This window comes from Streptomyces pinistramenti (genome assembly GCF_020564935.1).
Lineage (GTDB): Bacteria > Actinomycetota > Actinomycetes > Streptomycetales > Streptomycetaceae > Streptomyces > Streptomyces pinistramenti.
The window spans coordinates 110,453-136,239 of record NZ_JAJCXB010000011.1 but is presented as its reverse complement, the minus strand read 5'-3'; the positions used below and the strand labels follow the sequence as shown (position 1 = coordinate 136,239).

The 25,787-nt window shown below is 67.2% G+C and carries 23 protein-coding genes and 1 tRNA gene; 2 read left to right on the top strand and 22 right to left on the bottom strand.

What is annotated here, in order from left to right; genetic code table 11:
- Nucleotides 1–36: 36 nt before the first annotated feature.
- The 21 genes from rpsS to LIU39_RS11110 form a co-directional block, all read right to left on the bottom strand.
- Nucleotides 37–318 (bottom strand): 30S ribosomal protein S19, encoded by a 282-nt coding sequence (gene rpsS, locus LIU39_RS11210; RefSeq protein WP_052859621.1) that lies wholly within the window; start codon nucleotides 316–318, stop codon nucleotides 37–39.
- 12 nt (nucleotides 319–330) lie between these two features.
- On the bottom strand, nucleotides 331–1,167 hold the full coding sequence (gene rplB / locus LIU39_RS11205; RefSeq protein ID WP_227046485.1) for a 50S ribosomal protein L2: 837 nt from the start codon (nucleotides 1,165–1,167) through the stop codon (nucleotides 331–333).
- 39 nt (nucleotides 1,168–1,206) lie between these two features.
- Entirely contained in the window at nucleotides 1,207–1,530 is a 324-nt protein-coding gene (rplW, locus tag LIU39_RS11200) for a 50S ribosomal protein L23 (RefSeq protein ID WP_227046484.1), read from the bottom strand.
- A complete protein-coding gene (gene rplD / locus LIU39_RS11195; RefSeq protein ID WP_227046483.1) occupies nucleotides 1,530–2,180 on the bottom strand; it encodes a 50S ribosomal protein L4 in 651 nt (216 codons plus the stop codon). Before rplD ends, rplW begins: the two co-directional genes overlap by 1 nt.
- Nucleotides 2,181–2,188: 8 nt before the next feature.
- Entirely contained in the window at nucleotides 2,189–2,833 is a 645-nt protein-coding gene (rplC, locus tag LIU39_RS11190; RefSeq protein WP_227046482.1) for a 50S ribosomal protein L3, read from the bottom strand.
- A gap of 14 nt (nucleotides 2,834–2,847) precedes the next feature.
- Nucleotides 2,848–3,156, bottom strand: coding sequence for a 30S ribosomal protein S10 (gene rpsJ, locus LIU39_RS11185; protein WP_003948644.1), 309 nt, complete (start codon nucleotides 3,154–3,156; stop codon nucleotides 2,848–2,850).
- Between the two features lie 440 nt (nucleotides 3,157–3,596).
- Nucleotides 3,597–4,019 carry an aspartate 1-decarboxylase gene (panD, locus tag LIU39_RS11180; RefSeq protein WP_227046481.1) on the bottom strand — a complete coding sequence of 141 codons (423 nt, stop codon included), beginning with the start codon at nucleotides 4,017–4,019 and terminating at the stop codon, nucleotides 3,597–3,599.
- 218 nt (nucleotides 4,020–4,237) lie between these two features.
- The gene (gene tuf / locus LIU39_RS11175) at nucleotides 4,238–5,431 is read right to left on the bottom strand and encodes an elongation factor Tu (RefSeq protein ID WP_227046480.1); all 1,194 of its coding nucleotides are present in this window, start codon (nucleotides 5,429–5,431) and stop codon (nucleotides 4,238–4,240) included.
- 155 nt (nucleotides 5,432–5,586) lie between these two features.
- Nucleotides 5,587–7,707 carry an elongation factor G gene (fusA, locus tag LIU39_RS11170; RefSeq protein WP_227046479.1) on the bottom strand — a complete coding sequence of 707 codons (2,121 nt, stop codon included), beginning with the start codon at nucleotides 7,705–7,707 and terminating at the stop codon, nucleotides 5,587–5,589.
- 39 nt (nucleotides 7,708–7,746) lie between these two features.
- Nucleotides 7,747–8,217, bottom strand: a complete 471-nt coding sequence (gene rpsG / locus LIU39_RS11165) for a 30S ribosomal protein S7 (protein WP_004571813.1) — start codon at nucleotides 8,215–8,217, stop codon at nucleotides 7,747–7,749.
- A 2-nt stretch (nucleotides 8,218–8,219) separates the two neighbouring features.
- Entirely contained in the window at nucleotides 8,220–8,591 is a 372-nt protein-coding gene (gene rpsL, locus LIU39_RS11160; RefSeq protein WP_003948652.1) for a 30S ribosomal protein S12, read from the bottom strand.
- A gap of 320 nt (nucleotides 8,592–8,911) precedes the next feature.
- Nucleotides 8,912–9,388 (bottom strand): DUF1707 and DUF4190 domain-containing protein, encoded by a 477-nt coding sequence (locus LIU39_RS11155; RefSeq protein WP_227046520.1) that lies wholly within the window; start codon nucleotides 9,386–9,388, stop codon nucleotides 8,912–8,914.
- 246 nt (nucleotides 9,389–9,634) lie between these two features.
- Entirely contained in the window at nucleotides 9,635–13,534 is a 3,900-nt protein-coding gene (locus LIU39_RS11150) for a DNA-directed RNA polymerase subunit beta' (protein ID WP_227046519.1), read from the bottom strand.
- 97 nt (nucleotides 13,535–13,631) lie between these two features.
- A complete protein-coding gene (gene rpoB, locus LIU39_RS11145) occupies nucleotides 13,632–17,117 on the bottom strand; it encodes a DNA-directed RNA polymerase subunit beta (RefSeq protein WP_227046478.1) in 3,486 nt (1,161 codons plus the stop codon).
- 626 nt (nucleotides 17,118–17,743) lie between these two features.
- Nucleotides 17,744–18,127 carry a 50S ribosomal protein L7/L12 gene (rplL, locus tag LIU39_RS11140; RefSeq protein ID WP_227046477.1) on the bottom strand — a complete coding sequence of 128 codons (384 nt, stop codon included), beginning with the start codon at nucleotides 18,125–18,127 and terminating at the stop codon, nucleotides 17,744–17,746.
- A 108-nt stretch (nucleotides 18,128–18,235) separates the two neighbouring features.
- A complete protein-coding gene (gene rplJ, locus LIU39_RS11135; protein ID WP_227046476.1) occupies nucleotides 18,236–18,787 on the bottom strand; it encodes a 50S ribosomal protein L10 in 552 nt (183 codons plus the stop codon).
- Nucleotides 18,788–19,201: 414 nt separating this feature from the next.
- Nucleotides 19,202–19,918 carry a 50S ribosomal protein L1 gene (gene rplA, locus LIU39_RS11130; RefSeq protein ID WP_227046475.1) on the bottom strand — a complete coding sequence of 239 codons (717 nt, stop codon included), beginning with the start codon at nucleotides 19,916–19,918 and terminating at the stop codon, nucleotides 19,202–19,204.
- Between the two features lie 105 nt (nucleotides 19,919–20,023).
- On the bottom strand, nucleotides 20,024–20,458 hold the full coding sequence (gene rplK, locus LIU39_RS11125; RefSeq protein ID WP_143940025.1) for a 50S ribosomal protein L11: 435 nt from the start codon (nucleotides 20,456–20,458) through the stop codon (nucleotides 20,024–20,026).
- Nucleotides 20,459–20,623: 165 nt separating this feature from the next.
- A complete protein-coding gene (gene nusG / locus LIU39_RS11120; protein WP_227046474.1) occupies nucleotides 20,624–21,523 on the bottom strand; it encodes a transcription termination/antitermination protein NusG in 900 nt (299 codons plus the stop codon).
- A 72-nt stretch (nucleotides 21,524–21,595) separates the two neighbouring features.
- Nucleotides 21,596–21,889, bottom strand: a complete 294-nt coding sequence (gene secE / locus LIU39_RS11115; RefSeq protein ID WP_227046473.1) for a preprotein translocase subunit SecE — start codon at nucleotides 21,887–21,889, stop codon at nucleotides 21,596–21,598.
- A 109-nt stretch (nucleotides 21,890–21,998) separates the two neighbouring features.
- Nucleotides 21,999–22,071 (bottom strand) — tRNA-Trp (locus LIU39_RS11110).
- Between the two features lie 182 nt (nucleotides 22,072–22,253).
- Here LIU39_RS11110 and LIU39_RS11105 point away from each other — a divergent pair.
- Both LIU39_RS11105 and LIU39_RS11100 read left to right on the top strand, forming a co-directional pair.
- Nucleotides 22,254–23,513: a pyridoxal phosphate-dependent aminotransferase gene (locus LIU39_RS11105; RefSeq protein ID WP_227046472.1), complete on the top strand. Its 1,260-nt coding sequence runs from the start codon at nucleotides 22,254–22,256 to the stop codon at nucleotides 23,511–23,513.
- Between the two features lie 134 nt (nucleotides 23,514–23,647).
- The gene (locus LIU39_RS11100; protein ID WP_227046471.1) at nucleotides 23,648–24,667 is read left to right on the top strand and encodes an adenosine deaminase; all 1,020 of its coding nucleotides are present in this window, start codon (nucleotides 23,648–23,650) and stop codon (nucleotides 24,665–24,667) included.
- A gap of 60 nt (nucleotides 24,668–24,727) precedes the next feature.
- Here the strand turns inward: LIU39_RS11100 and LIU39_RS11095 are convergent, their stop codons facing one another.
- Complete coding sequence (locus LIU39_RS11095; RefSeq protein WP_227046470.1) at nucleotides 24,728–25,783, bottom strand: UDP-N-acetylmuramate dehydrogenase; 1,056 nt, start codon at nucleotides 25,781–25,783, stop codon at nucleotides 24,728–24,730.
- Between the last annotated feature and the right edge of the window lie 4 nt (nucleotides 25,784–25,787).

The window sequence follows — 25,787 nt, the reverse complement described above, 5'->3', positions numbered from 1 at the left end:
CCTTCGGTGTCAGTCATAGTCTTCGCACTCCGCCGATCAACGACGCCGCGACTTGCGGTCGTCCTTCTCGTGGCCGCGGAAGGTGCGGGTCGGCGCAAACTCGCCGAGCTTGTGGCCGACCATCGACTCGGTGACGAACACCGGGACGTGCTTGCGGCCGTCGTGCACCGCGATCGTGTGGCCGAGCATGGCCGGGACGATCATGGAGCGGCGGGACCAGGTCTTGATGACGTTCTTGGTGCCGGCTTCGTTCTGGACATCCACCTTCTTGGTGAGGTGTCCGTCGACGAAGGGCCCCTTCTTGAGACTGCGCGGCATCTAAACCCGCTCCTAGCGCTTCTTGTTCGTCTTGCGGCGGCGGACGATGTACTTGTTGCTGGCCTTCTTCGGCGAGCGAGTACGACCCTCCTTCTGACCCCAGGGCGAGACCGGGTGGCGACCACCGGAAGTCTTGCCTTCACCACCACCGTGGGGGTGGTCGACGGGGTTCATCACGACACCGCGCACGGTCGGGCGGACGCCCTTCCAGCGCATACGGCCGGCCTTGCCCCAGTTGATGTTCGACTGCTCGGCGTTGCCGACCTCGCCAATCGTGGCGCGGCAGCGGACGTCGACCAGGCGGATCTCACCGGAGGGCATACGAAGGTGGGCCATGGTGCCCTCCTTCGCCAGCAGCTGCACGGAGGCACCGGCGGAGCGGGCGAACTTCGCACCGCCGCCCGGCCGCAGCTCGATCGCGTGGATCGTCGTACCCACGGGGATGTTGCGCAGGGCCAGGTTGTTGCCCGGCTTGATGTCGGCGCCAGGGCCGTTCTCAATCCGAGCACCCTGGACCAGGCCACGGGGCGCGATGATGTAGCGCTTCTCGCCGTCTGCGTAGTGCAGCAGCGCGATGCGCGCGGTGCGGTTGGGGTCGTACTCGATGTGCGCGACCTTGGCCGGCACGCCGTCCTTGTCGTGACGACGGAAGTCGATCACTCGGTAGGCGCGCTTGTGGCCACCGCCCTGGTGGCGAACGGTCACACGACCGGCGTTGTTACGGCCGCCCTTGCTGTGCAGCGGGCGGACCAGCGACTTCTCCGGCGTGGACCGCGTGATCTCGACAAAGTCGGCGACGCTGGAGCCACGACGGCCCGGGGTCGTCGGCTTGTACTTGCGGATACCCATTTCTCAGTCCTCGTCCGATTCCGGACGACTCGACCTCCGTCAGGAGGTCGGGCCGCCGAAGATGTCGATACGGTCGCCCTCGGCGAGGGTCACGATGGCGCGCTTGGTGTCCGCGCGCTTGCCGAAACCGGTGCGGGTGCGCTTGCGCTTGCCCTGCCGGTTGATCGTGTTGACCCCGGTGACCTTGACCGAGAAGACCGCCTCGACGGCCTGCTTGATCTGGGTCTTGTTGCTGCCGGGCGCGACGATGAACGTGTACTTGTTCTCGTCCAGCAGCGCGTAGCTCTTCTCCGAGACAACCGGCTTGACGAGAATGTCGCGCGGGTCCGAGAAGGTCTTGCTGGTGACGACGGCCTCACTCATCAGGCGTCGCTCCCTTCGGTCTCAATGGCCTGGGGGCCAGACACGAAGGACTCGAAGGCGGCCTTGGTGAAGACCACGTCGTCCGAGACGAGCACGTCGTACGTGTTCAGCTGGCCCGGCTCCAGGAGGTGAACCTGGGGCAGGTTGCGGGCGGACAGCCACGCGGCCTCGTCGGAACGCTCGGCGACCAGCAGCACGTGCTTGCGCTCGCTGACCTTGCCGAGGAGGTCCTTGGCGGCCTTCGTGGAGATCGCACCGTCGACCACGCCGGAGACGACGTGGATGCGGCTGTTGCGGGCCCGGTCGCTGAGGGCACCGCGCAGGGCGGCAGCCTTCATCTTCTTGGGCGTCCGCTGCGAGTAGTCACGCGGCACGGGGCCGTGGACGACGCCACCGCCGGCGAACTGCGGCGCACGGGTCGAACCCTGGCGCGCGCGGCCGGTGCCCTTCTGGCGGTACGGCTTCTTGCCACCGCCGCGGACCTCGCCGCGAGTCTTGGTCTTGTGCGTGCCCTGGCGGGCAGCGGCCAGCTGAGCGACAACGACCTGGTGGATCAGCGGAATGCTGACCTTGGCGTCGAAGATCTCCGTGGGGAGCTCGACGGTCCCGGCCTTGTCACCTGCCGGCGAAAGGATGTCAATGGTGCTCATCGGTTACCTCAGGCCCCCTTGGCCGCGGTACGGACCAGGACGAGGCCGCCGTTCGGACCAGGAACTGCGCCCTTGATGAGCAGCAGACCCTTCTCCGCGTCAACGGCATGGACGGTCAGGTTCTGGGTGGTGACCCGCTCGTTGCCCATACGACCGGCCATCCGCATGCCCTTGAACACGCGGCCCGGGGTGGCGCAGCCACCGATGGAGCCCGGCTTACGGTGCACACGGTGGGCACCGTGGGAAGCCTTGCCGCCGTGGAAGCCGTGACGCTTCATGACGCCGGCGAAGCCCTTGCCCTTGCTCTTGCCGGTCACGTCCACCTTGATGCCGGACTCGAAGGTCTCGGCAGTCAGCTCCTGGCCGAGGGTGTACTCGCCGGCATCGGCGGTACGGACCTCGACGAGGTGGCGGCGGGGGGTGACGTCGGCCTTCGCGAAGTGGCCCTTGAGGGGCTTGTTCACCTTGCGCGGGTCGATCTCGCCGAAGGCGATCTGGACGGAGTCGTAGCCGTCCTGGTCATTGGTGCGCACCTGGGTAACGACACAGGGGCCGGCCTTCACCACGGTCACCGGAACGACACGGTTGTTGTCGTCCCAGACCTGGGTCATGCCGAGCTTCTCGCCCAGGATGCCCTTGATCTGCTTAGCCATCTCTTCCGCGCCTCTCAGAGCTTGATCTCGATGTCAACGCCGGCCGGAAGGTCCAGGCGCATCAGCGAGTCAACGGTCTTGGGCGTCGGGTCGAGGATGTCGATCAGGCGCTTGTGCGTGCGCATCTCGAAGTGCTCGCGCGAGTCCTTGTACTTGTGCGGCGACTTGATGACGCAGTACACGTTCTTCTCAGTGGGCAGCGGCACCGGGCCCGCGACCGACGCACCAGTTCGCGTCACCGTCTCGACGATCTTCTTCGCCGAGCTGTCGATGACCTCGTGGTCGTAGGCCTTGAGCCGGATGCGGATCTTCTGTCCCGCCATGGCTACTTCGTAGTCCTGTCTCTCGTAACGCTCTGGGACTCGGTGCGTTCGCGTCCCGCCTCCGACCCACGCGGTCGGGCGTGTCGCGCCCCTTCCCGAAAATTTCCGTAACGGAAACCCTTCAAGAAGGAGAAGTGGGGGCAGAACACCCACCGAGCGCCTGGCTGAGGCACCCCGCTGACACTTCCCGGAAGATTCCCGTACTTCCGCCCCTGAAAAGGGACGACGAATACCTGGGACTCGCTTCCGGTCCTCCCGGCGGGAGGCGCGCAGCATCGGCACTCAACCGAGCAACCTGGACAGTGTGCCACACCTGCGCCATGGCTGGCCAACCGAAGCCGGGGAGGGTACCCCACGACACCGGCGCCCAACCCCTCGGCTCGCGCGAAAGGGCGGTTTGCCCACCCTTTCCGGCCGCCCGCGGGCACCCTCCGACGCGCCTACACCCCCGCGACCGCCCCGGGCCCCCGCACCGTCCCGCTCCCCGGCGCCGGCTCTGACGCGTCCGCCCCGACCCCGGCGATCCGGTTCCCGGCGTCCACATGCACCACCCGCGGCCGCAGTGCCCGCGCCTCCGCGTCGTCCACCTGCGCGTAACTGATGAGGATGACGAGATCGCCGGGGTGCACGAGGTGCGCGGCGGCCCCGTTGATCCCGATGACGCCCGAGCCGCGCTCCCCCGCGATGGTGTACGTCTCCAGCCGGGCCCCGTTGGTGACGTCGACGATGTGGACCAGCTCGCCGGGCAGCAGATCGGCGGCGTCCAGCAGGTCGGCGTCGACGGTGACCGACCCGACGTAGTGCAGGTCGGCCTGGGTCACGGTGGCCCGGTGGATCTTGGACTTGAACATGGTGCGCAGCACGGCGTCACTCCTGGGACAAAGGGTCGCGTCTCCCCGGGGGAGTACGCGCCGGCCCGCCCATCGTCGGCGAGCGGCCCCGCCCAGGCAAGCCCCGGCCGCCCGCGCGACCCCGCACCGGGACAGCGGAAAGCGCCCGCACGACCGAAGTCGTACGGGCGCTTCCGTGAGCCGAGGCTCGAATGCTCCGGGGAGCTACCGGGTTACCCCGATCAACGAAATCAGACGTTGATCTTGGTGACCTGGCCGGCGCCGACGGTCCGGCCACCCTCACGGATGGCGAACTTCAGGCCCTCCTCCATGGCGACCGGCTGGATCAGCTCGACCGACATCTCGGTGTTGTCGCCCGGCATGACCATCTCGGTGCCCTCGGGGAGGGTCACGACGCCGGTCACGTCAGTCGTACGGAAGTAGAACTGCGGGCGGTAGTTGTTGAAGAAGGGGGTGTGACGGCCACCCTCGTCCTTCGACAGGATGTACGCCTGGGCCTCGAAGGAGGTGTGCGGCGTGACCGAACCCGGCTTGATGATGACCTGGCCGCGCTCGACGTCCTCGCGCTTGATACCGCGAAGCAGCAGACCGACGTTCTCACCGGCCTGACCCTCGTCCAGCAGCTTCCGGAACATCTCGATGCCGGTGACCGTGGTGGTGGTCTTCTCCTGCTTGATGCCGATGATGTCGACGGTCTCGTTGACCTTGAGGACACCACGCTCGATACGACCGGTGACAACGGTGCCACGGCCGGTGATCGTGAAGACGTCCTCGATCGGCATCAGGAACGGCTTGTCGACGTCACGCTCGGGCTGCGGGATCGCCTCGTCGACGGCCTTCATCAGCTCGACGATCGACTTGCCCCACTCGGCGTCGCCCTCGAGCGCCTTGAGCGCCGAGACCTTGACGACCGGAACGTCGTCGCCCGGGAACTCGTACTCGGAGAGGAGCTCACGGACCTCAAGCTCGACGAGCTCCAGGATCTCCTCGTCGTCCACCATGTCGGCCTTGTTCAGGGCGACAACGATGTAGGGAACGCCGACCTGGCGGGCCAGGAGCACGTGCTCCTTGGTCTGCGGCATCGGGCCGTCGGTGGCGGCAACCACGAGGATGGCGCCGTCCATCTGCGCCGCACCCGTGATCATGTTCTTGATGTAGTCCGCGTGACCGGGGCAGTCGACGTGGGCGTAGTGACGGTTCTCCGTCTGGTACTCGACGTGCGCGATCGAAATCGTGATACCGCGCTGGCGCTCCTCGGGAGCCTTGTCGATCTGGTCAAAGGCCGAGGCCTCGTTCAGGTCCGGGTACTCGTCGTGCAGCACCTTGGTAATGGCGGCCGTGAGGGTCGTCTTACCGTGGTCGATGTGACCGATGGTGCCGATGTTGACGTGCGGCTTAGTCCGCTCGAACTTCGCCTTCGCCACTGGTTCCTCCTGAAGTGGTTCTGTACGCCTTACTCATCGGCGCCAGGTGATCTTTGCTGGGATGCCGGCTGCCGGGACATTCCTCACGGATTGCGGGGATTGCCCCGGCAGACGGTGTCAAGCCTAAAGCGTGTTCCGACTATCGGGAGACGGAGCTACTCGCCCTTGGCCTTCGCGATGATCTCCTCGGCGACGTTCCGGGGAACCTCGGCGTAGGAGTCGAACTGCATCGAGTAGCTTGCGCGACCCGACGTCTTGCTGCGGAGGTCTCCGACGTAGCCGAACATCTCCGACAGCGGGACCAGGCCCGTGACGAGCTTGGCGCCGCTGCGGTCCTCCATGGACTGGATCTGACCGCGGCGCGAGTTGATGTCGCCGATGACGTCACCCATGTAGTCCTCGGGCGTCGTCACCTCGACCTTCATCATCGGCTCAAGCAGGGCCGGGCTGGCCTTGCGGGCGGCCTCCTTGAAGGCCATCGAACCGGCGATCTTGAAGGCCATCTCGGACGAGTCGACCTCGTGGAAGGCACCGTCGAGCAGGGTGACCTTGACACCGGTCAGCGGGTAGCCGGCGAGAACACCGAACTCCATGGCCTCCTGGCAGCCCGCGTCCACGGACGGGATGTACTCCCGCGGGATACGGCCACCGGTGACCTTGTTCTCGAACTCGTACCCGTCGCCCTCAAGCGGCGCGATCGCGATCTGGACCTTCGCGAACTGACCGGAACCACCGGTCTGCTTCTTGTGCGTGTAGTCCAGGCGCTCGACCGGCTTGCGCAGCGTCTCACGGTAGGCCACCTGCGGCTTACCGACGTTGGCCTCGACCCGGAACTCGCGCTTCATACGGTCGACCAGCACGTCGAGGTGCAGCTCGCCCATACCCGCGATGATGGTCTGGCCGGTCTCCTCGTCGGTGTGGACCTGGAACGACGGGTCCTCTTCCGCGAGGCGCTGGATGGCGACACCCAGCTTCTCCTGGTCGCCCTTGGACTTGGGCTCAATGGCGACCTGGATGACCGGAGCGGGGAACTCCATCGACTCCAGGATCACCGGGTTGCCCGCGTCGCAGAGGGTCTCACCGGTGGTGGTCTGCTTCAGACCCATGACGGCGACGATGTCACCGGCACCCACCGACTCGATCTCCTCACGCTTGTTCGCGTGCATCCGGTAGATCTTGCCGATGCGCTCCTTCTTGCCCTTCACCGAGTTCTGCACCTGCGAGCCGGCCTCAAGGCGGCCCGAGTACACCCGGATGAACGTGAGCTTGCCCAGGTGCGGGTCGCTCGCGATCTTGAAGGCGAGGGCGGCCAGCGGCTCGTCCTCGGAAGGCTTACGGGTGACGACCTGCTCGGCGTCGCTGACCGCGTGGCCCTCGATGGCCTCGACGTCCAGCGGCGAGGGGAGGTAGCGCACGACCGCGTCGAGCAGGGGCTGCACGCCCTTGTTCTTGAACGCGGTACCGCAGAACACCGGGGTGACGGTCTTGTTCTCCGCCTTGCCGGAAGCGATCGTGATCCGACGAATCGCCGCGTAGAGCTGCTCCACGGTGGGCTCCTGGCCCTCCAGGTACAGCTCCATCATGTCTTCGTCGTTCTCCGCGACGGCTTCGAGGAGCTTGCCGCGCCACTCTTCGGCTGCCTCGGTGTGCGTGGCCGGGATGTCGACGGTGTCGTACATCTCGCCCTTGGCCGCCTCGGCGGACCACACGAGGGCCTTCATGGTGACGAGGTCGACGACTCCCTGGAAGTCCGCCTCGGTACCGATCGGCAGCTGCATCACGATCGGCACCGCACCCAGGCGGTCCACGATCATGTCGACGCAGCGGTGGAACTCGGCACCGGTGCGGTCGAGCTTGTTGACGAAGCAGATGCGCGGCACGCCGTAGCGGTCCGCCTGACGCCAAACGGTCTCGGACTGGGGCTCAACACCGGCAACGCCGTCGAACACCGTCACGGCACCGTCGAGGACGCGCAGCGAACGCTCCACCTCGACGGTGAAGTCGACGTGGCCCGGCGTGTCGATGATGTTGATGGTGTGGTCGACGTCGTTCAGCGGCCAGTGGCAGGTCGTCGCGGCAGACGTGATCGTGATGCCGCGCTCCTGCTCCTGCTCCATCCAGTCCATCGTGGCAGCGCCGTCGTGGACTTCACCGATCTTGTAAGAGACACCGGTGTAGAACAGGATCCGCTCGGTGGTGGTCGTCTTGCCCGCGTCGATGTGGGCCATGATCCCGATGTTGCGGACCTTGGCCAGGTCAAGCGAAGTGGTGGCCATATCGGCTCAATCTTCTCTCGGTCTCGATGTGGGTTGCGACTACCAGCGGTAGTGCGCGAAGGCCTTGTTGGACTCGGCCATCTTGTGCGTGTCCTCGCGCTTCTTGACCGAAGCGCCGAGGCCGTTGGAGGCGTCGAGCAGTTCGTTCATGAGGCGCTCGGTCATGGTCTTCTCGCGACGGGCGCGGGAGTAGCCCACGAGCCAGCGGAGCGAGAGGGTGGCGGCACGGCCGGGCTTGACCTCGACCGGGACCTGGTAGGTCGCGCCACCGACACGGCGGGACTTGACCTCAAGGGTCGGCTTGATGTTCTCGAGCGCGCGCTTGAGCGTGATGACCGGGTCGTTACCGGTCTTCTCGCGCAGACCCTCCATGGCGCCGTAAACGATGCGCTCGGCGGTGGAGCGCTTTCCGTTCAGCAGAACCTTGTTGATGAGGGAGGTCACCAGAGGAGAGCCGTAGACCGGGTCGATGATGACCGGGCGCTTCGGGGCGGGGCCCTTACGAGGCATTCTTACTTCTCCTTCTTGGCGCCGTAGCGGCTGCGAGCCTGCTTACGGTTCTTGACGCCCTGCGTGTCGAGGGAGCCGCGGATGATCTTGTACCGAACACCCGGCAGGTCCTTCACACGGCCGCCACGCACGAGCACGATCGAGTGCTCCTGCAGGTTGTGGCCCTCACCCGGAATGTAAGCGGTGACCTCGATCCCGCTGGTCAGACGCACACGCGCGACCTTACGCAGGGCCGAGTTCGGCTTCTTCGGGGTGGTCGTGAAAACACGCGTGCAGACGCCGCGGCGCTGGGGCGAACCCTCCAGAGCGGGCGTCTTGTTCTTCTCGACCTTGTCCTGCCGGCCCTTCCGGACCAGCTGCTGGATCGTAGGCACTACTTCTCCGGTTTCTGTGTGCCAATCACGGTAAAGCTAACCTGAAACACACGCCGACCCACGAGGTCGGGTGTGTCGAAACTGCATGCTCCCGCTGCGAGGCGGAAAAGGCGCAGATTGCGGCGTGGCCGAAAACAGCTCGCCATGCGGCTGAAGACACGCATGGCAGCCAGGGCACACCCCAGGCACAAGGTCTGAGCGTACCTACCTCACCGACTCCGGTCAAAACAAATGCCTCGGGGCCGACACGCCGGGCACAACCGGTCAGAAGCCGGTCACGGTGAGCCCCACGGCCGGGCGCCTCCCGCCGCAGCCGACGCTCACCCTCGGGAAGCCACCGCGACGAGGAACACCAGGAAGAACAGCGCCCAGCCACCGATCCCCAGCCAGCCCAGCACCAGCCCCGTGAGCGCCTGCCCGTCCCCGCGCTCGCCGCTCCTGCGGATCTCGGCGCGCGCCTTGTGCCCCAGGATGACGGCCGGGATCGCGGTCAGCCCCCAGGTCACCGGCGTCATGATCCCGCACACCAGCGCGCCGGTGGCGGAGCTGTTCGTGTGCACCGGCACCGGCATCTGCATCGGCAGGAACGCCGCCGGCACCGGCCGCGGCGCGAACTGCGCCTGCGGCACCGGCCCCTGCGGAAGGTCAGCGACCAGCATCTGCAGCTCGGCATGCGTCTGCGCCTGATAGGCCCGCGTGATGCGCTGCTCGTACTCCCCCTGCGCGAGCCGGCCCTCGGCGAACCCCGCCTTCAGCACGTCGACCGCACGCTCACGGTCCGCATGCGAAGCACGCATCGTCGCCGCCACCTGATGCGGCGGCTGAACGGGCTGCCCACCCTGCCACGGCTGGAATGCCATGCGCGATCCTCCCCCGCTCGACAGCTCTCCCCATCTTCTCATCACAGACGCAGCAATGGGAGGACGAGTTCCCTCGGGCGGCGGGCCGCGGCGCGACGGCTGCACAACGCCGCAGGGCGGTCACCCGATCGGGTGACCGCCCTGCGGTTGAGCACGTATCCGGCGCGCGGCCGGACGGCCGTCCTACTGGTTGTAAGGACCGTAGTCGTAGTCCTCCAGCGGGACCGCCTGGCCGGAGCCGGTGCCGAAGGGCGAGTAGTCGATGTCGTCGTAACCGACGGCCGAGTACATCGCGGCCTTGGCCTCTTCGGTGGGCTCGACCCGGATGTTGCGGTAGCGGGACAGGCCCGTACCGGCCGGGATGAGCTTACCGATGATGACGTTCTCCTTGAGGCCGATCAGGGAGTCCGACTTGGCGTTGATCGCCGCGTCGGTCAGGACCCTGGTCGTCTCCTGGAAGGACGCCGCCGACAGCCAGGACTCGGTGGCCAGCGAAGCCTTGGTGATACCCATCAGCTGCGGACGACCGGAGGCCGGGTGGCCGCCTTCCGCCACGACGCGACGGTTCTCGCCCTCGAACTTCGTGCGCTCCACCAGCTCGCCCGGCAGCAGCTCCGCGTCGCCGGACTCGATGATCGTCACGCGGCGCAGCATCTGCCGGATGTTGATCTCGATGTGCTTGTCGTGGATCGCCACGCCCTGGCTGTTGTAGACCTTCTGGACCTCGCCGACGAGGTGGACCTGGACGGCACGCTGGCCGAGGATCCGCAGCACGTCGTGCGGGTTGATGGCACCCAGCGTGAGCGGCTGGCCGACCTGGACGTGGTCGCCCTCGCCCACCAGCAGACGGGCACGCTTCGAGACGCCGTAAGCGGTCTCGTCGCTGCCGTCGTCGGGGGTGACGACAACCTTCTTGGTCTTCTCGGTCTCCTCGATACGGACGCGGCCTGCCGCCTCCGAGATCGGCGCGACACCCTTGGGCGTACGGGCCTCGAAGAGCTCGACGACACGCGGCAGACCCAGGGTGATGTCGTCACCCGCCACACCACCGGTGTGGAAGGTACGCATCGTCAGCTGGGTGCCGGGCTCACCGATGGACTGGGCGGCGATGATGCCGACCGCCTCACCGATGTCGACCAGCTTGCCGGTGGCCAGCGAACGGCCGTAGCAGAAGGCACAGGTGCCGACCGCGGACTCGCAGGTCAGGACCGAGCGGGTCTTGACCTCCTCGACGCCGTGCGCGACCAGCTGGTCGATGAGCACGTCACCGAGGTCGACGTTCGCGGAGGCGATGACCTTGCCGTCGACGACGACGTCCTCGGCCAGCATGCGGGCGTAGACGCTCGACTCCACGTCGTCCGTCTTGCGCAGGCTGCCGTCGGCGCCGCGGGTCGCGATCTTCAGCTTGAGGCCGCGCTCGGTGCCGCAGTCCTCCTCGCGGATGATCACGTCCTGCGAGACGTCCACCAGACGACGGGTCAGGTAACCCGAGTCGGCGGTACGCAGGGCGGTGTCCGCCAGACCCTTACGGGCACCGTGCGTGGAGATGAAGTACTCCAGCACGGAGAGACCCTCGCGGAACGACGCCTTAATGGGTCGCGGGATGGTCTCGTTCTTGGCGTTCGACACCAGACCACGCATACCGGCGATCTGACGCATCTGCATCATGTTTCCTCGGGCACCCGAGTCAACCATCATGAAGATGGGGTTCGTCTTGGGGAAGTTCTCATTCATCGCCTCGGCAACCTCGTTGGTCGCCTTGGTCCAGATGTTGATGAGCTCCTGCGTGCGCTCGTCCTTGGTGATCAGACCGCGCTCGTACTGCTTCTGGACCTTCTCGTCCTGGGCTTCGTAGCCCGCGACGATGCCCTTCTTGGCCTCCGGGACGACGATGTCCGAGACGGCGACGGTGACGCCGGAACGGGTCGCCCAGTGGAAGCCGGCCGCCTTCAGGTTGTCGAGCGTCGCCGCCACGATGACCTTGGGGTAGCGCTCGGCCAGGTCGTTGACGATCGCGGAGAGCTGCTTCTTGCCCACCGAGTAGTCGACGAACGGGTAGTCCTCGGGCAGCAGCTCGTTGAAGAGCGCGCGGCCCAGGGTCGTCCGCAGGCGGAAGCTGTCACCCTGCTGCCACTCGGGCTCGCCCTCCTCCGGAGTCGGCGGGGTCCAGCCACGGGGCGGGACGGTGCCGATCGGGAAGCGGATGTCGACCTTCGCCTGGAGCGACAGCTCCTTGGCGTCGAACGCCATGATCGCCTCGGCGACCGAGCCGAACGCCCGGCCCTCGCCGATGACCTTGCGCTCTTCCTCGTCAGTGGTGAGGAAGAACAGGCCCAGCACCATGTCCTGGGTCGGCATGGTGACCGGACGGCCGTCGGCCGGCTTGAGGATGTTGTTCGAGGACAGCATCAGGATGCGGGCCTCGGCCTGCGCCTCCGCGGACAGCGGCAGGTGCACGGCCATCTGGTCACCGTCGAAGTCCGCGTTGAACGCGGTGCAGACGAGCGGGTGAATCTGAATGGCCTTGCCCTCGACCAGCTGCGGCTCGAAGGCCTGGATGCCGAGGCGGTGCAGGGTGGGCGCACGGTTCAGCAGCACCGGGTGCTCGGCGATGACCTCTTCGAGGACGTCGTACACGACGGTGCGGCCGCGCTCGACCATGCGCTTGGCCGACTTGATGTTCTGCGCGTGGTTCAGGTCGACCAGGCGCTTCATCACGAACGGCTTGAAGAGCTCCAGCGCCATGGCCTTGGGCAGACCACACTGGTGCAGCTTGAGCTGCGGGCCGACGACGATGACGGAACGCGCCGAGTAGTCGACTCGCTTGCCGAGCAGGTTCTGACGGAAACGACCCTGCTTGCCCTTGAGCATGTCGCTCAGGGACTTCAGCGGGCGGTTACCGGGACCGGTGACCGGGCGACCGCGACGACCGTTGTCGAAGAGCGCGTCCACGGCCTCCTGGAGCATGCGCTTCTCGTTGTTCACGATGATCTCGGGCGCACCGAGGTCGAGAAGCCGCTTCAGGCGGTTGTTGCGGTTGATCACACGGCGGTACAGGTCGTTCAGGTCGGAGGTCGCGAAGCGGCCACCGTCCAGCTGCACCATCGGACGCAGGTCCGGCGGGATCACCGGGATGCAGTCCAGCACCATGCCCTTGGGGCTGTTGCGGGTCTGCAGGAAGGCGGAGACGACCTTGAGGCGCTTGAGCGCACGGGTCTTCTTCTGGCCCTTGCCGGTCCGGATGATCTCGCGGAGGCGCTCGGCCTCCTCGTCCAGATCGAAGGTCTCCAGCCGCTTCTGCAGCGAGGCGGCGCCCATCGCACCGTCGAAGTACGTGCCGAAGCGGTCACGCAGCTCGCGGTAGAGCAGCTCGTCGCCCTCCAGGTCCTGGACCTTGAGGTTCTTGAAGCGGTTCCAGACCTCGTCGAGGCGGTCGATCTCGCGCTGCGCACGGTCGCGCAGCTGCTTCATCTCACGCTCGGCACCCTCGCGCACCTTGCGGCGCACGTCGGCCTTGGCGCCCTCGGCCTCCAGCTCGGCCAGGTCGGTCTCAAGCTTCTTGGCGCGGGCCTCCAGGTCGGAGTCGCGGCGCTGCTCGATCTGCTGACGCTCGACGGAGACGTGCGCCTCCAGCGAGGGCAGGTCGCGCGTACGGCGCTCCTCGTCCACCCACGTGATCATGTAGGCGGCGAAGTAGATGACCTTTTCGAGGTCCTTGGGCGCGAGGTCCAGCAGGTAGCCCAGCCGGCTCGGCACGCCCTTGAAGTACCAGATGTGGGTGACGGGAGCGGCCAGCTCGATGTGGCCCATCCGCTCACGGCGCACCTTGGCGCGAGTGACCTCGACGCCGCAGCGCTCGCAGATGATGCCCTTGAAGCGGACGCGCTTGTACTTACCGCAGTAGCACTCCCAGTCCCGGGTCGGACCGAAGATCTTCTCGCAGAAGAGTCCGTCCTTTTCGGGCTTGAGGGTGCGGTAGTTGATGGTCTCCGGCTTCTTGACCTCACCGTGGGACCACTGACGGATGTCGTCAGCGGTGGCGAGGCCGATCCGCAGCTCGTCGAAGAAGTTGACGTCGAGCACTGTCGTCAATCCCTCTTTCAGGGTCGAGTCTCAATCATGGTCTGACGGGGGGTCCGGGGACGGCCGGGGCTCTGAGTGGGAGCCCCGGCCAGACCCGTCAGACCTCTTCGACGCTGCTCGGCTCGCGCCGGGACAGGTCGATACCGAGCTCTTCCGCTGCACGGAAGACGTCCTCGTCGGTGTCGCGCATCTCGATGGACATGCCGTCCGAGGACAGCACCTCCACGTTGAGGCAGAGCGACTGCATTTCCTTGATGAGCACCTTGAAGGACTCGGGAATGCCGGGCTCGGGGATGTTCTCGCCCTTGACGATGGCCTCGTAGACCTTCACGCGGCCGGTGACGTCGTCGGACTTGATCGTGAGCAGCTCCTGGAGGGCGTACGCGGCGCCGTATGCCTCCAGCGCCCACACCTCCATCTCACCGAAGCGCTGACCACCGAACTGGGCCTTACCACCCAGCGGCTGCTGGGTGATCATCGAGTACGGACCGGTCGAGCGCGCGTGCAGCTTGTCGTCGACCAGGTGGTGCAGCTTGAGGATGTACATGTACCCGATCGAGATCGGGTCCGGGAACGGCTCACCGGAGCGGCCGTCGAACAGCCGCGCCTTGCCGGAACCCTTGACCATGCGCTCGCCGTCGCGGTTCGGGATCGTGGACTCGAAGAGACCGGAGATCTCGTCCTCGCGCGCACCGTCGAACACCGGGGTGGCGACGTTGGAGCCGGGAGCGACCTCGTCCGCCGCAATGGCGTGCAGGCGCTGCTTCCACTCCTCCTCGACACCCTCGACCTTCCAGCCCTGGCTGGCGAGCCAGCCGAGGTGGATCTCCAGGACCTGTCCCGGGTTCATTCGGGACGGGACACCCAGCGGGTTGAGGATGATGTCGACCGGGGTGCCGTCCTCCAGGAACGGCATGTCCTCGACCGGCAGGATCTTCGAGATGACGCCCTTGTTGCCGTGACGGCCGGCGAGCTTGTCACCATCGGTGATCTTGCGCTTCTGCGCGACGTAGACGCGAACCAGCTGGTTCACACCCGGGGGCAGCTCGTCGCCCTCTTCGCGGTCGAAGACGCGGACGCCGATGACCTTGCCGATCTCACCGTGCGGCACCTTCAGCGAGGTGTCGCGCACCTCGCGCGCCTTCTCACCGAAGATCGCGCGCAGCAGGCGCTCCTCGGGGGTCAGCTCGGTCTCACCCTTGGGCGTGACCTTGCCGACGAGGATGTCGCCGGCGACGACCTCGGCACCGATACGGATGATGCCGCGCTCGTCGAGGTCGGAAAGGACCTCTTCGGAGACGTTCGGGATGTCCCGGGTGATCTCCTCCGGGCCGAGCTTGGTGTCACGGGCGTCGACCTCGTGCTCCTCGATGTGGATCGAGGAGAGGACGTCGTCCTGCACGAGGCGCTGCGACAGGATGATCGCGTCCTCGTAGTTGTGACCCTCCCACGGCATGAACGCCACGAGCAGGTTCTTGCCGAGCGCCATCTCGCCTTCGTCCGTGGACGGACCGTCGGCGAGGACCTGGCCCTCGATGACCCGCGCGCCCTCGTCCACGACGACCTTCTGGTTGAAGGAGGTGCCCTGGTTGGAGCGGGTGAACTTGGCGACGCGGTACGTGGTGTACGTGCCGTCGTCGTTGGCGACGGTGATGTAGTCCGCGGAAACCTCCTGGACCACACCGTCCTTCTCCGCCTTGATGACGTCACCGGCGTCGACCGCACAGCGGTACTCCATGCCGGTGCCGACCAGCGGGGACTCCGCCTTGATCAGCGGAACCGCCTGGCGCATCATGTTCGATCCCATGAGCGCGCGGTTGGCGTCGTCGTGCTCCAGGAACGGAATCATGGCGGTCGCGGCCGACACCATCTGGCGCGGCGAGACGTCCATGAAGTCGACGTCCTCGGCGGGGATCAGGTCGACCTCGCCGCCACGCTGGCGGACCAGCACACGCTGCTCGGCGAAGCGCATGTCCTCGGTGAGCTTGGCGTTGGCCTGCGCGATCAGGAAGCGGTCCTCCTCATCTGCGGTGAGGTAGTCCACCTCCTCGGTGACCTGGCCGTCGACGACCTTGCGGTAGGGCGTCTCGATGAAGCCGAAGACGTTGACCCGGCCGTACGAGGCCAGCGAGCCGATCAGACCGATGTTGGGACCTTCAGGGGTCTCGATCGGGCACATGCGGCCGTAGTGCGAGGGGTGCACGTCACGGACGTCCAGGCCGGCCCGCTCACGGGAGAGACCACCCGGGCCAAGCGCCGACAGACGGCGCTTGTGGGTCAGACCCGACAGCGGGTTGGTCTGGTCCATGAACTGGGACAGCTGGCTGGTGCCGAAGAACTCCTTGATGGAGGCGACGACCGGCCGGATGTTGATCAGCGTCTGCGGCGTGATCGCCTCGACGTCCTGGGTCGTCATGCGCTCACGCACGACGCGCTCCATACGCGCCAGGCCCGTGCGGACCTGGTTCTGGATGAGCTCGCCGACGTTGCGCAGACGACGGTTGCCGAAGTGGTCGATGTCGTCGGTCTCGACCACGATCGAACGGCCGGACTCGCCGGTCGTCTCGGTCTCGCCGGCGTGCAGCTTGACCAGGTACTTGATCGTGGCGATGACGTCATCGGTGGTCAGCACACCGGCGTCCAGCGGCTCGTCGCCGCCCAGCTTCTTGTTGACCTTGTAGCGGCCGACCTTGGCGAGGTCATAACGCTTGGGGTTGAAGTAGAGGTTCTCCAGCAGCGTCTGCGCGGCCTCACGGGTCGGCGGCTCGCCCGGACGCAGCTTGCGGTAGATGTCGAGCAGCGCGTCGTCCTGGCCCTGGGTGTGGTCCTTCTCCAGGGTGGCGCGCATGGACTCGTACTCGCCGAACTCCTCCAGGATCTGCTCGGTCGTCCAACCGAGAGCCTTGAGCAGGACGGTGACGGACTGCTTGCGCTTGCGGTCGATGCGCACACCGACCATGTCGCGCTTGTCGATCTCCAGCTCCAGCCAGGCACCCCGGGACGGGATGACCTTGGCCGAGAAGATGTCCTTGTCGGACGTCTTGTCGATGGAGCTGTCGAAGTAGACGCCCGGCGAGCGCACCAGCTGCGAGACGACGACACGCTCGGTGCCGTTGATGCAGAAGGTGCCCTTGTTCGTCATGAGCGGGAAGTCGCCCATGAAGACCGTCTGGGACTTGATCTCGCCGGTCTCGTTGTTGGTGAACTCCGCGGTGACGAAGAGCGGAGCCGCGTACGTGAAGTCGCGCTCCTTGCACTCGTCGATGGAGTTCTTCGGGGGCTCGAAGCGGTGGTCGCGGAACGTCAGCGACATCGACCCGGAGAAGTCTTCGATCGGGGAGATCTCTTCAAAGATCTCTTCGAGACCGGACTTGGTGGGGACTTCCTGCCCACTCTCCAGCGCAGCCTCGACGCGACCCTTCCATGCGGCATTGCCGAGCAGCCAGTCGAAGCTTTCGGTCTGCAGCGCAAGGAGGTTGGGAACCCCGAGGGGCTCCTTGATCTTCGCAAAAGAGATGCGCAGCGGGGCGGTGCTGTCGCCGTTGTTCGTATTGGCAGTCGAGGCGTTGCGCGAGGCGGCCAAGAGGGGGTCCTTCCGAGGGCTCGGACTCACTACGCGCGTACCGGTCCCGAATCGAACAGACTGAGGGAAAGCCCAGGTCAGGGCGGTTCAGTCAGTGATGCTCAGGTTCGGGCATGCCCCTGGTGACGGGCAGGGAGCAGCTAACAGGCAGCGCAAAGGGTCAGTGTAGCCACTTGGCACACTGATGTCCAGAGCGAGTTTCCGGAGACCGGTCCAGCACCGTGATACCGATCTTCTCCCTCCGGGAGGTGGCGCCCTCCGAGCCGGAGGAACCCCTCGTTGTTCTTCGCTGCGTCCAATGCCCTGCGCCTGCCGAAAGCCCTGCGCCAGTGGCGCACACCGATGCTTCCCTCTTCGCCCGCGATCCATGCCTCGGACCCTGGATCGCTTCTGCGTTGCGTCCCGAGAATTGCGCGCCGCGTCCGGTTCGTCAAGGCCCCCCGCCCCTGCGAGATCGTCACACGGGGCACGTCAGGGCAACGAAGATCACCATACTCGCACGCCGGGCCGGGGCAACGCAGCCGTGGCGAGCACGCCGAAGGGCGACCACCCGCTTGGGTGATCGCCCTTCGCTGTGTCCAGGGGCGCCAGAGGCGCTCAGGACGTGAGTCGGAGACTCAGTGAGGTCACTTGACCTCGACGGAGGCGCCGGCGCCCTTGAGGGCCTCGGCGGCCTTGTCCGCGGCAGCCTTGTCGACCTTCTCGAGGACGGGCTTCGGGGTGCCGTCGACGAGGTCCTTGGCCTCCTTCAGGCCCAGGGAGGTCAGCTCACGCACGACCTTGATGACCTGGATCTTCTTGTCACCGGCGCCGGTGAGGACGACGTCGAACTCGTCCTGCTCCTCGGCCTCGGCGGCGGCGGGGGCACCGGGGACACCGGCGGCAACGGCGACCGGGGCGGCAGCCTCGACGTCGAACTTCTCCTCGAAGAGCTTCACGAACGCGGAGAGCTCCAGGAGGGTCATGTCCTCGAACTGCGCGAGCAGGTCTTCCTGGCTGAGCTTCGCCATGGGGGCGGTCCTTCCACTAATTCGGCTGGTGCCGGATGTATATGTCTGGCGGGCGTACGGGCCCGCTGGACTGCTGAGAGCCACGCCCCGCGAGGGGCATGAAGGTGCTTACTCGGCAGCCTCGGCGGGAGCCGGCGTACCGGCACCGCCCTGCTCCACCTTGCTGCGAAGCGCGTCCGCGGTGCGGGCGAACTTCGTGAGGGGGGCCTGGAAAGTCGCCGCGGCCTTGGCCATGGACGCCTTCATGCCACCCGCCAGCTTGGCGAGCAGAACCTCGCGGGACTCGAGGTCCGCAAGCTTCTTGATCTCGTCGGCGGACAGCGCCTTGCCATCAAGGACACCGCCCTGGATGACGAGAGCGGGGTTCTCCTTGGCGAAGTCACGAAGACCCTTCGCCGCCGTGACCGGGTCACCGGTCACGAAGGCAACTGCGGTCGAGCCCTTGAGGTGCTCGTCCAGCGCGATTCCGGCCTCATTCGCCGCAATCTTGGTCAGCGTGTTCTTCACCACACGGTACTGAGCGTTGTCACCGAGCGAACGGCGCAGCTCCTTGAGCTGCGCAACGGACAGTCCGGTGTACGCGGTCACCACAGCTGCGTTGGAGTTACGGAACTTGTCCGTGATCTCCTCAACTGCTGCGACCTTGTCGGGCCTCGCCATGAGCCTCGGCCTCCTTCCGGGTGATGAGGACCGCGCAGAAGGGGCTGGGCAAAACAAACGCCCCGGCGCAGGCGCACGGGGCGTGACTCAACCGGACGGAAAACATCCGGGAGTTCATCCACTCACACCTGCGCAGGCCGTCCGCAGCTAGCGGATCCTTCGGCCACTACGCATCCGGGAAGGACGCGTAGAGACAACCAGCGGTCTTTGGCTTCTTCGGTACGGTACGCGAACGGCCTACGCTCAGGCAAATCGGCCCACCTGAGGGCGCGGGAACGCCCCCACGGCGCCCATGCTTGGACATAGCGTCCGGCGCGCAGGGCGCCGGCAGTACAAGCGGCAGGCCCCGCCCTCCGGTGCGGAGAGCGGGGCCTGCGTCACGTAGCGCGCGCTACGAAGCGTCGATCACGGAGATCAGACGGCTTCGTCCTCGGCAAGGAGGTTGCGGGTGCGGTTGGCGTCCAGCGGAATGCCGGGGCCCATCGTGGTGGTGATGGTCGCCTTCTTGATGTAGCGGCCCTTCGCAGCGGAGGGCTTGAGGCGGTTGATCTCCTCAAGCGCCGCGGCGTAGTTCTCCACCAGCTTGGTCTCGTCGAAGGAGACCTTGCCGATGATGAAGTGGAGGTTCGCGTGCTTGTCCACGCGGAACTCGATCTTGCCGCCCTTGATCTCGGTGACAGCCTTGGCGACGTCCGGGGTGACCGTGCCGGTCTTCGGGTTCGGCATCAGACCACGGGGACCGAGCACGCGGCCGAGGCGGCCGACCTTACCCATGAGGTCCGGGGTGGCGACGACGGCGTCGAAGTCCAGACGGCCCTTGGAGACCTCGTCGATCAGTTCGTCCGAGCCGACGATGTCGGCGCCGGCGGCTTCCGCGGCCGCAGCACGGTCGCCGGTCGCGAAGACCAGGACCCGGGCGGTCTTACCGGTGCCGTGCGGGAGGTTCACGGTGCCACGGACCATCTGGTCGGCCTTGCGCGGGTCGACACCCAGACGCATGGCAACCTCGACGGTCGCGTCGAACTTGGCGGAGGTGGTGTCCTTGGCGAGACGGACGGCCTCGAGCGGGGCGTAGACGCGCTCCCGGTCGATCTTCGCGTCCGCGTTGCGAAGAGTCTTGCTGCGCTTCACTGCTGCTCCTGTGTGCTGGAGATGGAGTCGTGGTGCGGGCCAGCGCCTGGCCCTGCCACGGGCGGTGGCCTTCTGCGGCTACCGCCGGGGGCTACGAGGTGACCTTCAGCCCTCGACCGTGACGCCCATGGACCGGGCGGTGCCGGCGATGATCTTCGCGGCCGCGTCCAGGTCGTTGGCGTTCAGGTCGGGCATCTTGGTCGTGGCGATCTCGCGCACCTGGGCGTCGGTGATCTTGGCGACCTTCTTGGTGTGCGGCTCGCCTGAGCCCTTGTCCACACCAGCGGCCTTCAGGATCAGCTTCGCGGCCGGCGGGGTCTTGGTCACGAAGGTGAAGGAGCGGTCTTCGTAGACCGTGATCTCCACCGGCACGACCATGCCACGCTGCGACTCGGTCGCGGCGTTGTAGGCCTTGCAGAACTCCATGATGTTGACCCCGTGCTGACCCAGCGCGGGGCCGACCGGCGGAGCCGGGTTCGCGGCGCCGGCGCTGATCTGGAGCTTGATGAGCCCCGTGACCTTCTTCTTCTTGGGAGGCATGCTCTCTCCGGGTCCTAGTGAGAGGTTTCGCCCCGCAATCCGGTCATCCGGATGGAGGCATACCGCACCACGATAACGGGTATGGTCGTGCGGCCAAAAACCGAGCAGGTCAGACCGGCTGTGACAGCCGGTCTGACCTGTTCGGAAGCAGTGGTCCGAAGAACGTCAGTTCTTCTGGATCTGGTCGAAGCTCAGCTCGACCGGGGTCTCGCGGCCGAAGATCTCGACGAGGCCCTTGACCTTCTTCGAGTCGGCGTTGATCTCGTTGATCGTGGCCTGCAGCGTCGCGAACGGACCGTCGGTGACGGTGACCGAGTCGCCCACCTCGAAGTCCAGCACCTGGACCTCGACCTTGCGGGACGGCGCCGGCTTGCCCTCGGCCGCGGCGGCCTCCTTGGCGGCCTTCTCCTCGGCCTCCGGGGCGAGCATCTTGACGATCTCGTCCAGCGTCAGCGGGTACGGGTCGTAGGCGTTGCCGACGAAGCCGGTGACACCGGGGGTGTTGCGGACGACGCCCCAGGACTCGTTCGTCAGATCCATGCGCACGAGCACGTAGCCCGGGAGCTTGTTCTGGCGAACGTTCTTGCGCTCGCCGTTCTTGATCTGGACGATCTCCTCTTCGGGGACCTCGGCCTGGTAAATGAACTCCTCGACGTTCAGCGAGACCGCACGCTGTTCGAGGTTGGCCTTCACGCGCTTCTCGTAGCCCGCGTAGGTGTGGATGACGTACCACTCGCCGGGGAGGAAGCGCAGCTCCTCGCGGAGTGCGGTCACCGGGTCGACCGGCTCCTGCTCCTCCTCGGCCTCGGCGTCCTCGTCGGTCTCGGCAGTGGCCTCGGCGTCGTCCTCGACGTGCACCGCTGCGGACTCGGCGGGCTCGCCTGCCTCGGCGTCCTCGGCATCGAGCTCGTCGGCGCCGTCGGCGTTCTCGACGATCTCCACGGCGCCCTCGTCATCAGAGACGGCGGCAGCGTCGCCCTCGACCTCCGCCGGGACGGCCGCGTCCGCGTCGGCCTCTGCGGCCGCGACGGGCTCGGCGGCGTCGTTCAGGTTCGGGTCAGACACGTGGCTGCTTCTTCCTGGCTTCAAGGGGTTGAACATGCGAAAGGGCACCCCGCTGAGGTGCCCTCCGCGGGATCAGCCGAAGACGTACCCGACGACTCGGTTGATTCCCAAGTCAATCACGGTTACGAGACCGATGATGATGACAACGAAGACGATCACCACGGTGGTGTACGTCGACAGCTGGTTGCGCGTGGGCCAGACGACCTTGCGGAGTTCCGCCACGACCTGGCGGTAGAAAAGCGCGAGACGCGCAAAAGGCCCCTTCTTGCCGCGCTTACCGCCGCGACGGGGCTTCTTGGATTCCGCTGTGTCGTCCTCGGAACGACCGCGCTCAGGCATGTCGATGGAGCCCAGGGCGTCCGTCACTCGTCCTCACCTGAATCCGGGTCGTGGCCGTGCGGCGTCCGGCCCGGCCGCACGGCGGTGCATTTCAGTACGTACGCGTGCACGCACCTTGGTGAAGAAGTGCGTGTAGCAGGGCCGGAGGGACTTGAACCCCCAACCGCTGGTTTTGGAGACCAGTGCTCTACCAATTGAGCTACGACCCTTTGTGTGTCCCCAACCTACCGCATGCGACCGACTGCTCTAAGTGCGTGAGCCGCGGTGGCCTGTTGGGAGCCAACGGTCAGCGAGTGTACGTGTTCCGGAGCCGGGCGTCGAACAGAAACGTCCCGGGTGGTGCCCGCAAACCCCCGCGCCGGGCCGCTCCGGGGTCTGCGACGATGCATGTATGAGCGCTGCCACTCCTTCCGAGTCGTCCTCCGCCAGCCGTCCGGGGCAGTCCCCGGCGGACCGCCGTGTGTCCGCCCGCGTCGGGGCCATCTCCGAGTCCGCCACCCTCGCCGTCGACGCCAAGGCCAAGGCACTCAAGGCCGCCGGGCGTCCGGTGATCGGCTTCGGCGCGGGCGAACCGGACTTCCCCACGCCCGACTACATCGTCGAGGCGGCCGTGGATGCCTGCCGGAACCCCAAGTTCCACCGGTACACCCCGGCCGGCGGCCTCCCCGAACTGAAGTCCGCGATCGTCGCGAAGACGCTGCGCGACTCGGGGTACGAGATCGAGGCCGCCAACGTCCTGGTGACCAACGGCGGCAAGCAGGCCATCTACGAGTCGTTCGCAGCCCTCCTCGACCCGGGTGACGAGGTCATCGTCCCGGCGCCGTACTGGACCACCTACCCCGAGTCGATCCGGCTGGCCGGCGGCGTCCCGGTGGATGTCGTCGCGGACGAGACGACCGGGTACCGCGTGACCGTCGAGCAGCTGGAGGCGGCCCGCACGGAGCGCACCAAGGTGCTGCTGTTCGTCTCGCCGTCGAACCCGACGGGCGCGGTCTACACGCGCGAGCAGGTCGAGGCGGTCGGCCGCTGGGCCGCGGAGCACGGCCTGTGGGTGCTGACCGACGAGATCTACGAGCATCTCGTTTACGGGGACGCGGAGTTCTGCTCGCTGCCGGTCGTCGTCCCGGAGCTGCGCGACAAGTGCGTCGTCGTCAACGGCGTGGCGAAGACGTACGCGATGACCGGCTGGCGGGTCGGCTGGGCGATCGGCCCGAAGGACGTCATCAAGGCCGCGACGAATCTCCAGTCGCACGCCACGTCCAACGTCGCCAACGTCTCGCAGGCCGCGGCCATCGCCGCCGTCTCCGGTGACCTCAAGGCCGTGGACGCGATGAAGGTCGCCTTCGACCGCCGCCGGCGCACGATCGTGCGGATGCTGAACGAGATCGACGGCGTGCTCTGCCCCGAGCCGGAGGGCGCGTTCTACGCGTATCCGTCCGTCAAGGAGCTGCTGGGCAAGGAGATCCGCGGCAAGCGTCCGCAGACCAGCGTGGAGCTGGCCGAGCTGATCCTGGAGGAGGCGGAGGTCGCCGTCGTCCCGGGTGAGGCGTTCGGCACCCCCGGTTACCTGCGTCTTTCGTACGCGCTGGGCGACGAGGACCTGGCCGAGGGCGTCTCGCGGATCCAGAAGCTGCTGGCCGAGGCGAAGTGAATGCAGTGACTCACGTGAGTCACTGCGACTGCGGGCCACCGGGAGCCATCCCGGTGGCCCGTACGCGTTTTCCCGGGGCACTTCGTTCGGGGCTGCCCTACCGGCGGGCCGGGTGCGTACGGCAAGATCGGTGAATGGAGAGCGTTCGTGACGTGCGTCAGTTGCCGAAGGCCCATCTGCACCTGCACTTCACCGGGTCGATGCGTGCCGCGACCCTGCTGGAGCTGGCCGACAAGTACGGCGTCCATCTGCCCGAAGCGCTCCGCGGCGGCCGGCCGCCGCAGCTGCGGGCGACGGACGAGCGCGGCTGGTTCCGCTTCCAGCGGCTGTACGACATCGCCCGGTCGTGCCTGCGGACGCCGGAGGACATCCGGCGGCTGGTGCGCGAGACCGCCCAGGAGGATGTCGCCGACGGGTCGGGGTGGCTGGAGATCCAAGTGGATCCGACGTCCTACGCGCCCCGGCTCGGCGGCCTGATCCCGGCGCTGGAGATCATCCTGGACGCGGTGCACAGCGCGTCCAGGGAGACCGGCCTCGGCATCCGGGTCCTGGTCGCGGCGAACCGCATGAAGCATCCGCTGGACGCCCGCACGCTGGCCCGTCTCGCGGTGCGCTACGCCGACCAGGGCGTCATCGGCTTCGGTCTGTCCAACGACGAACGCCGGGGTTTCGCACGGGACTTCGACCGCGCCTTCGCCATCGCCAGGGAGGGCGGGCTGCTGGCCGCGCCGCACGGCGGTGAGCTGTCGGGCCCGTCGAGCGTGCGGGACTGCCTGGACGACCTGCACGCCGGGCGGGTCGGGCACGGCGTACGCGCCGCGGAGGATCCGGCGCTGCTGCGGCGGCTGGCGGAGCGCGGGGTGACGTGCGAGGTGTGCCCGGCGTCGAATGTGGCGCTCGGGGTGTACGAGAAGCAGGAGGACGTGCCGCTGCGGACGCTCTTCGACGCCGGGGTGCCGATGGCGCTGAGCGCGGACGACCCGCTGCTGTTCGGCTCCCGGCTGGCCGCGCAGTACGAGATCGCGCGCGGCGCGCACGGCTTCACGGACGCCGAACTGGCCGAGCTGGCACGGCAGTCGGTGCGCGGCTCCCGGGCGCCGCAGGCGGATCAGGAGCGCCTGCTGGCGGGGATCGACGGCTGGCTGGCCGCCTGACGCTGCCGGGCGCTCCAGAGGGCCGCTGAGCGCGCTCAGCGGCCCGGGAAGCTTCGCGGTCTACAGGCTGACGCCGACCGTGACCGGTTCGTTGACGAGGGTGACGCCGAAGGCCGCGTGCACGCCGTCGCGCACCTCACGGGCCAGGGCGATCAGGTCATCGGTGGTGGCCTCGCCGCGGTTGGTGAGGGCGAGGGTGTGCTTGGTGGAGATACGGGCCGGGCCGCTGCCGTAGCCCTTGGTGAAGCCGGCCCTGTCGATGAGCCAGGCGGCGGAGGTCTTCACCAGGCCGTCGCCCGCGGGGAAGGCGGGCGGCGCGGTGTCGGGGCCGAGGCGGTCGTGCACCCGCTGGACGAAGGCGGTGTGCTCGGCCTCCGTGAGAATCGGGTTGGTGAAGAAGGATCCGGCCGACCAGGTGTCGTGGTCGTCGGCGTCCAGGACCATGCCCTTGCCCGCGCGCAGGGCGAGCACCGTCGCGCGCGCGGTGGCCGCGGGCACCCGCTCGCCGGCCTCCACGCCGAGCACCCGGGCGGTCTCCGGGTACTTCAGGGGTGCGGAGAGGCCGCCCGCGTCCTCCAGGGCGAACCTGACCCGCAGCACGACGAAGCGGTCGGGGTCCTGCTTGAACCGGCTGTGGCGGTAGGCGAAGGCGCAGTCGGCGTTGGCGAGGGTGACCGTCTCGTCCGCCCGGCGGTCGTAGGCGACGACTTCGGTGATCGTCGCGGAGACCTCCTGGCCGTACGCGCCGACGTTCTGGATCGGGGTGGCGCCGGCCGAGCCGGGGATGCCGGCCAGGCACTCGACGCCGGCCAGTCCTGCCTCGACGGTGCGGGCGACCGCGTCCGACCAGTTCTCGCCGGCGGCGAGTTCGAGGTCCGTGCCGTTCAGCGTGAAACCGCGGGTGGCGATGCGCAGCGCGGTGCCCTCGAAGCCCTTGTCGCCGATGACGAGGTTGCTGCCGCCGCCGATGACCAGCAGCGGGGTGCCCGCGGCGTCGGCTGCGCGGACGGCGGCGATCACTTCGTCGTCGGTGGTGGCCGTGACCAGGCGAGTCGCCGGGCCGCCGAGGCGGAAGGTGGTCAGCGGGGCGAGGGGGGCGTCGTGGAGTTCCTGCACGCGC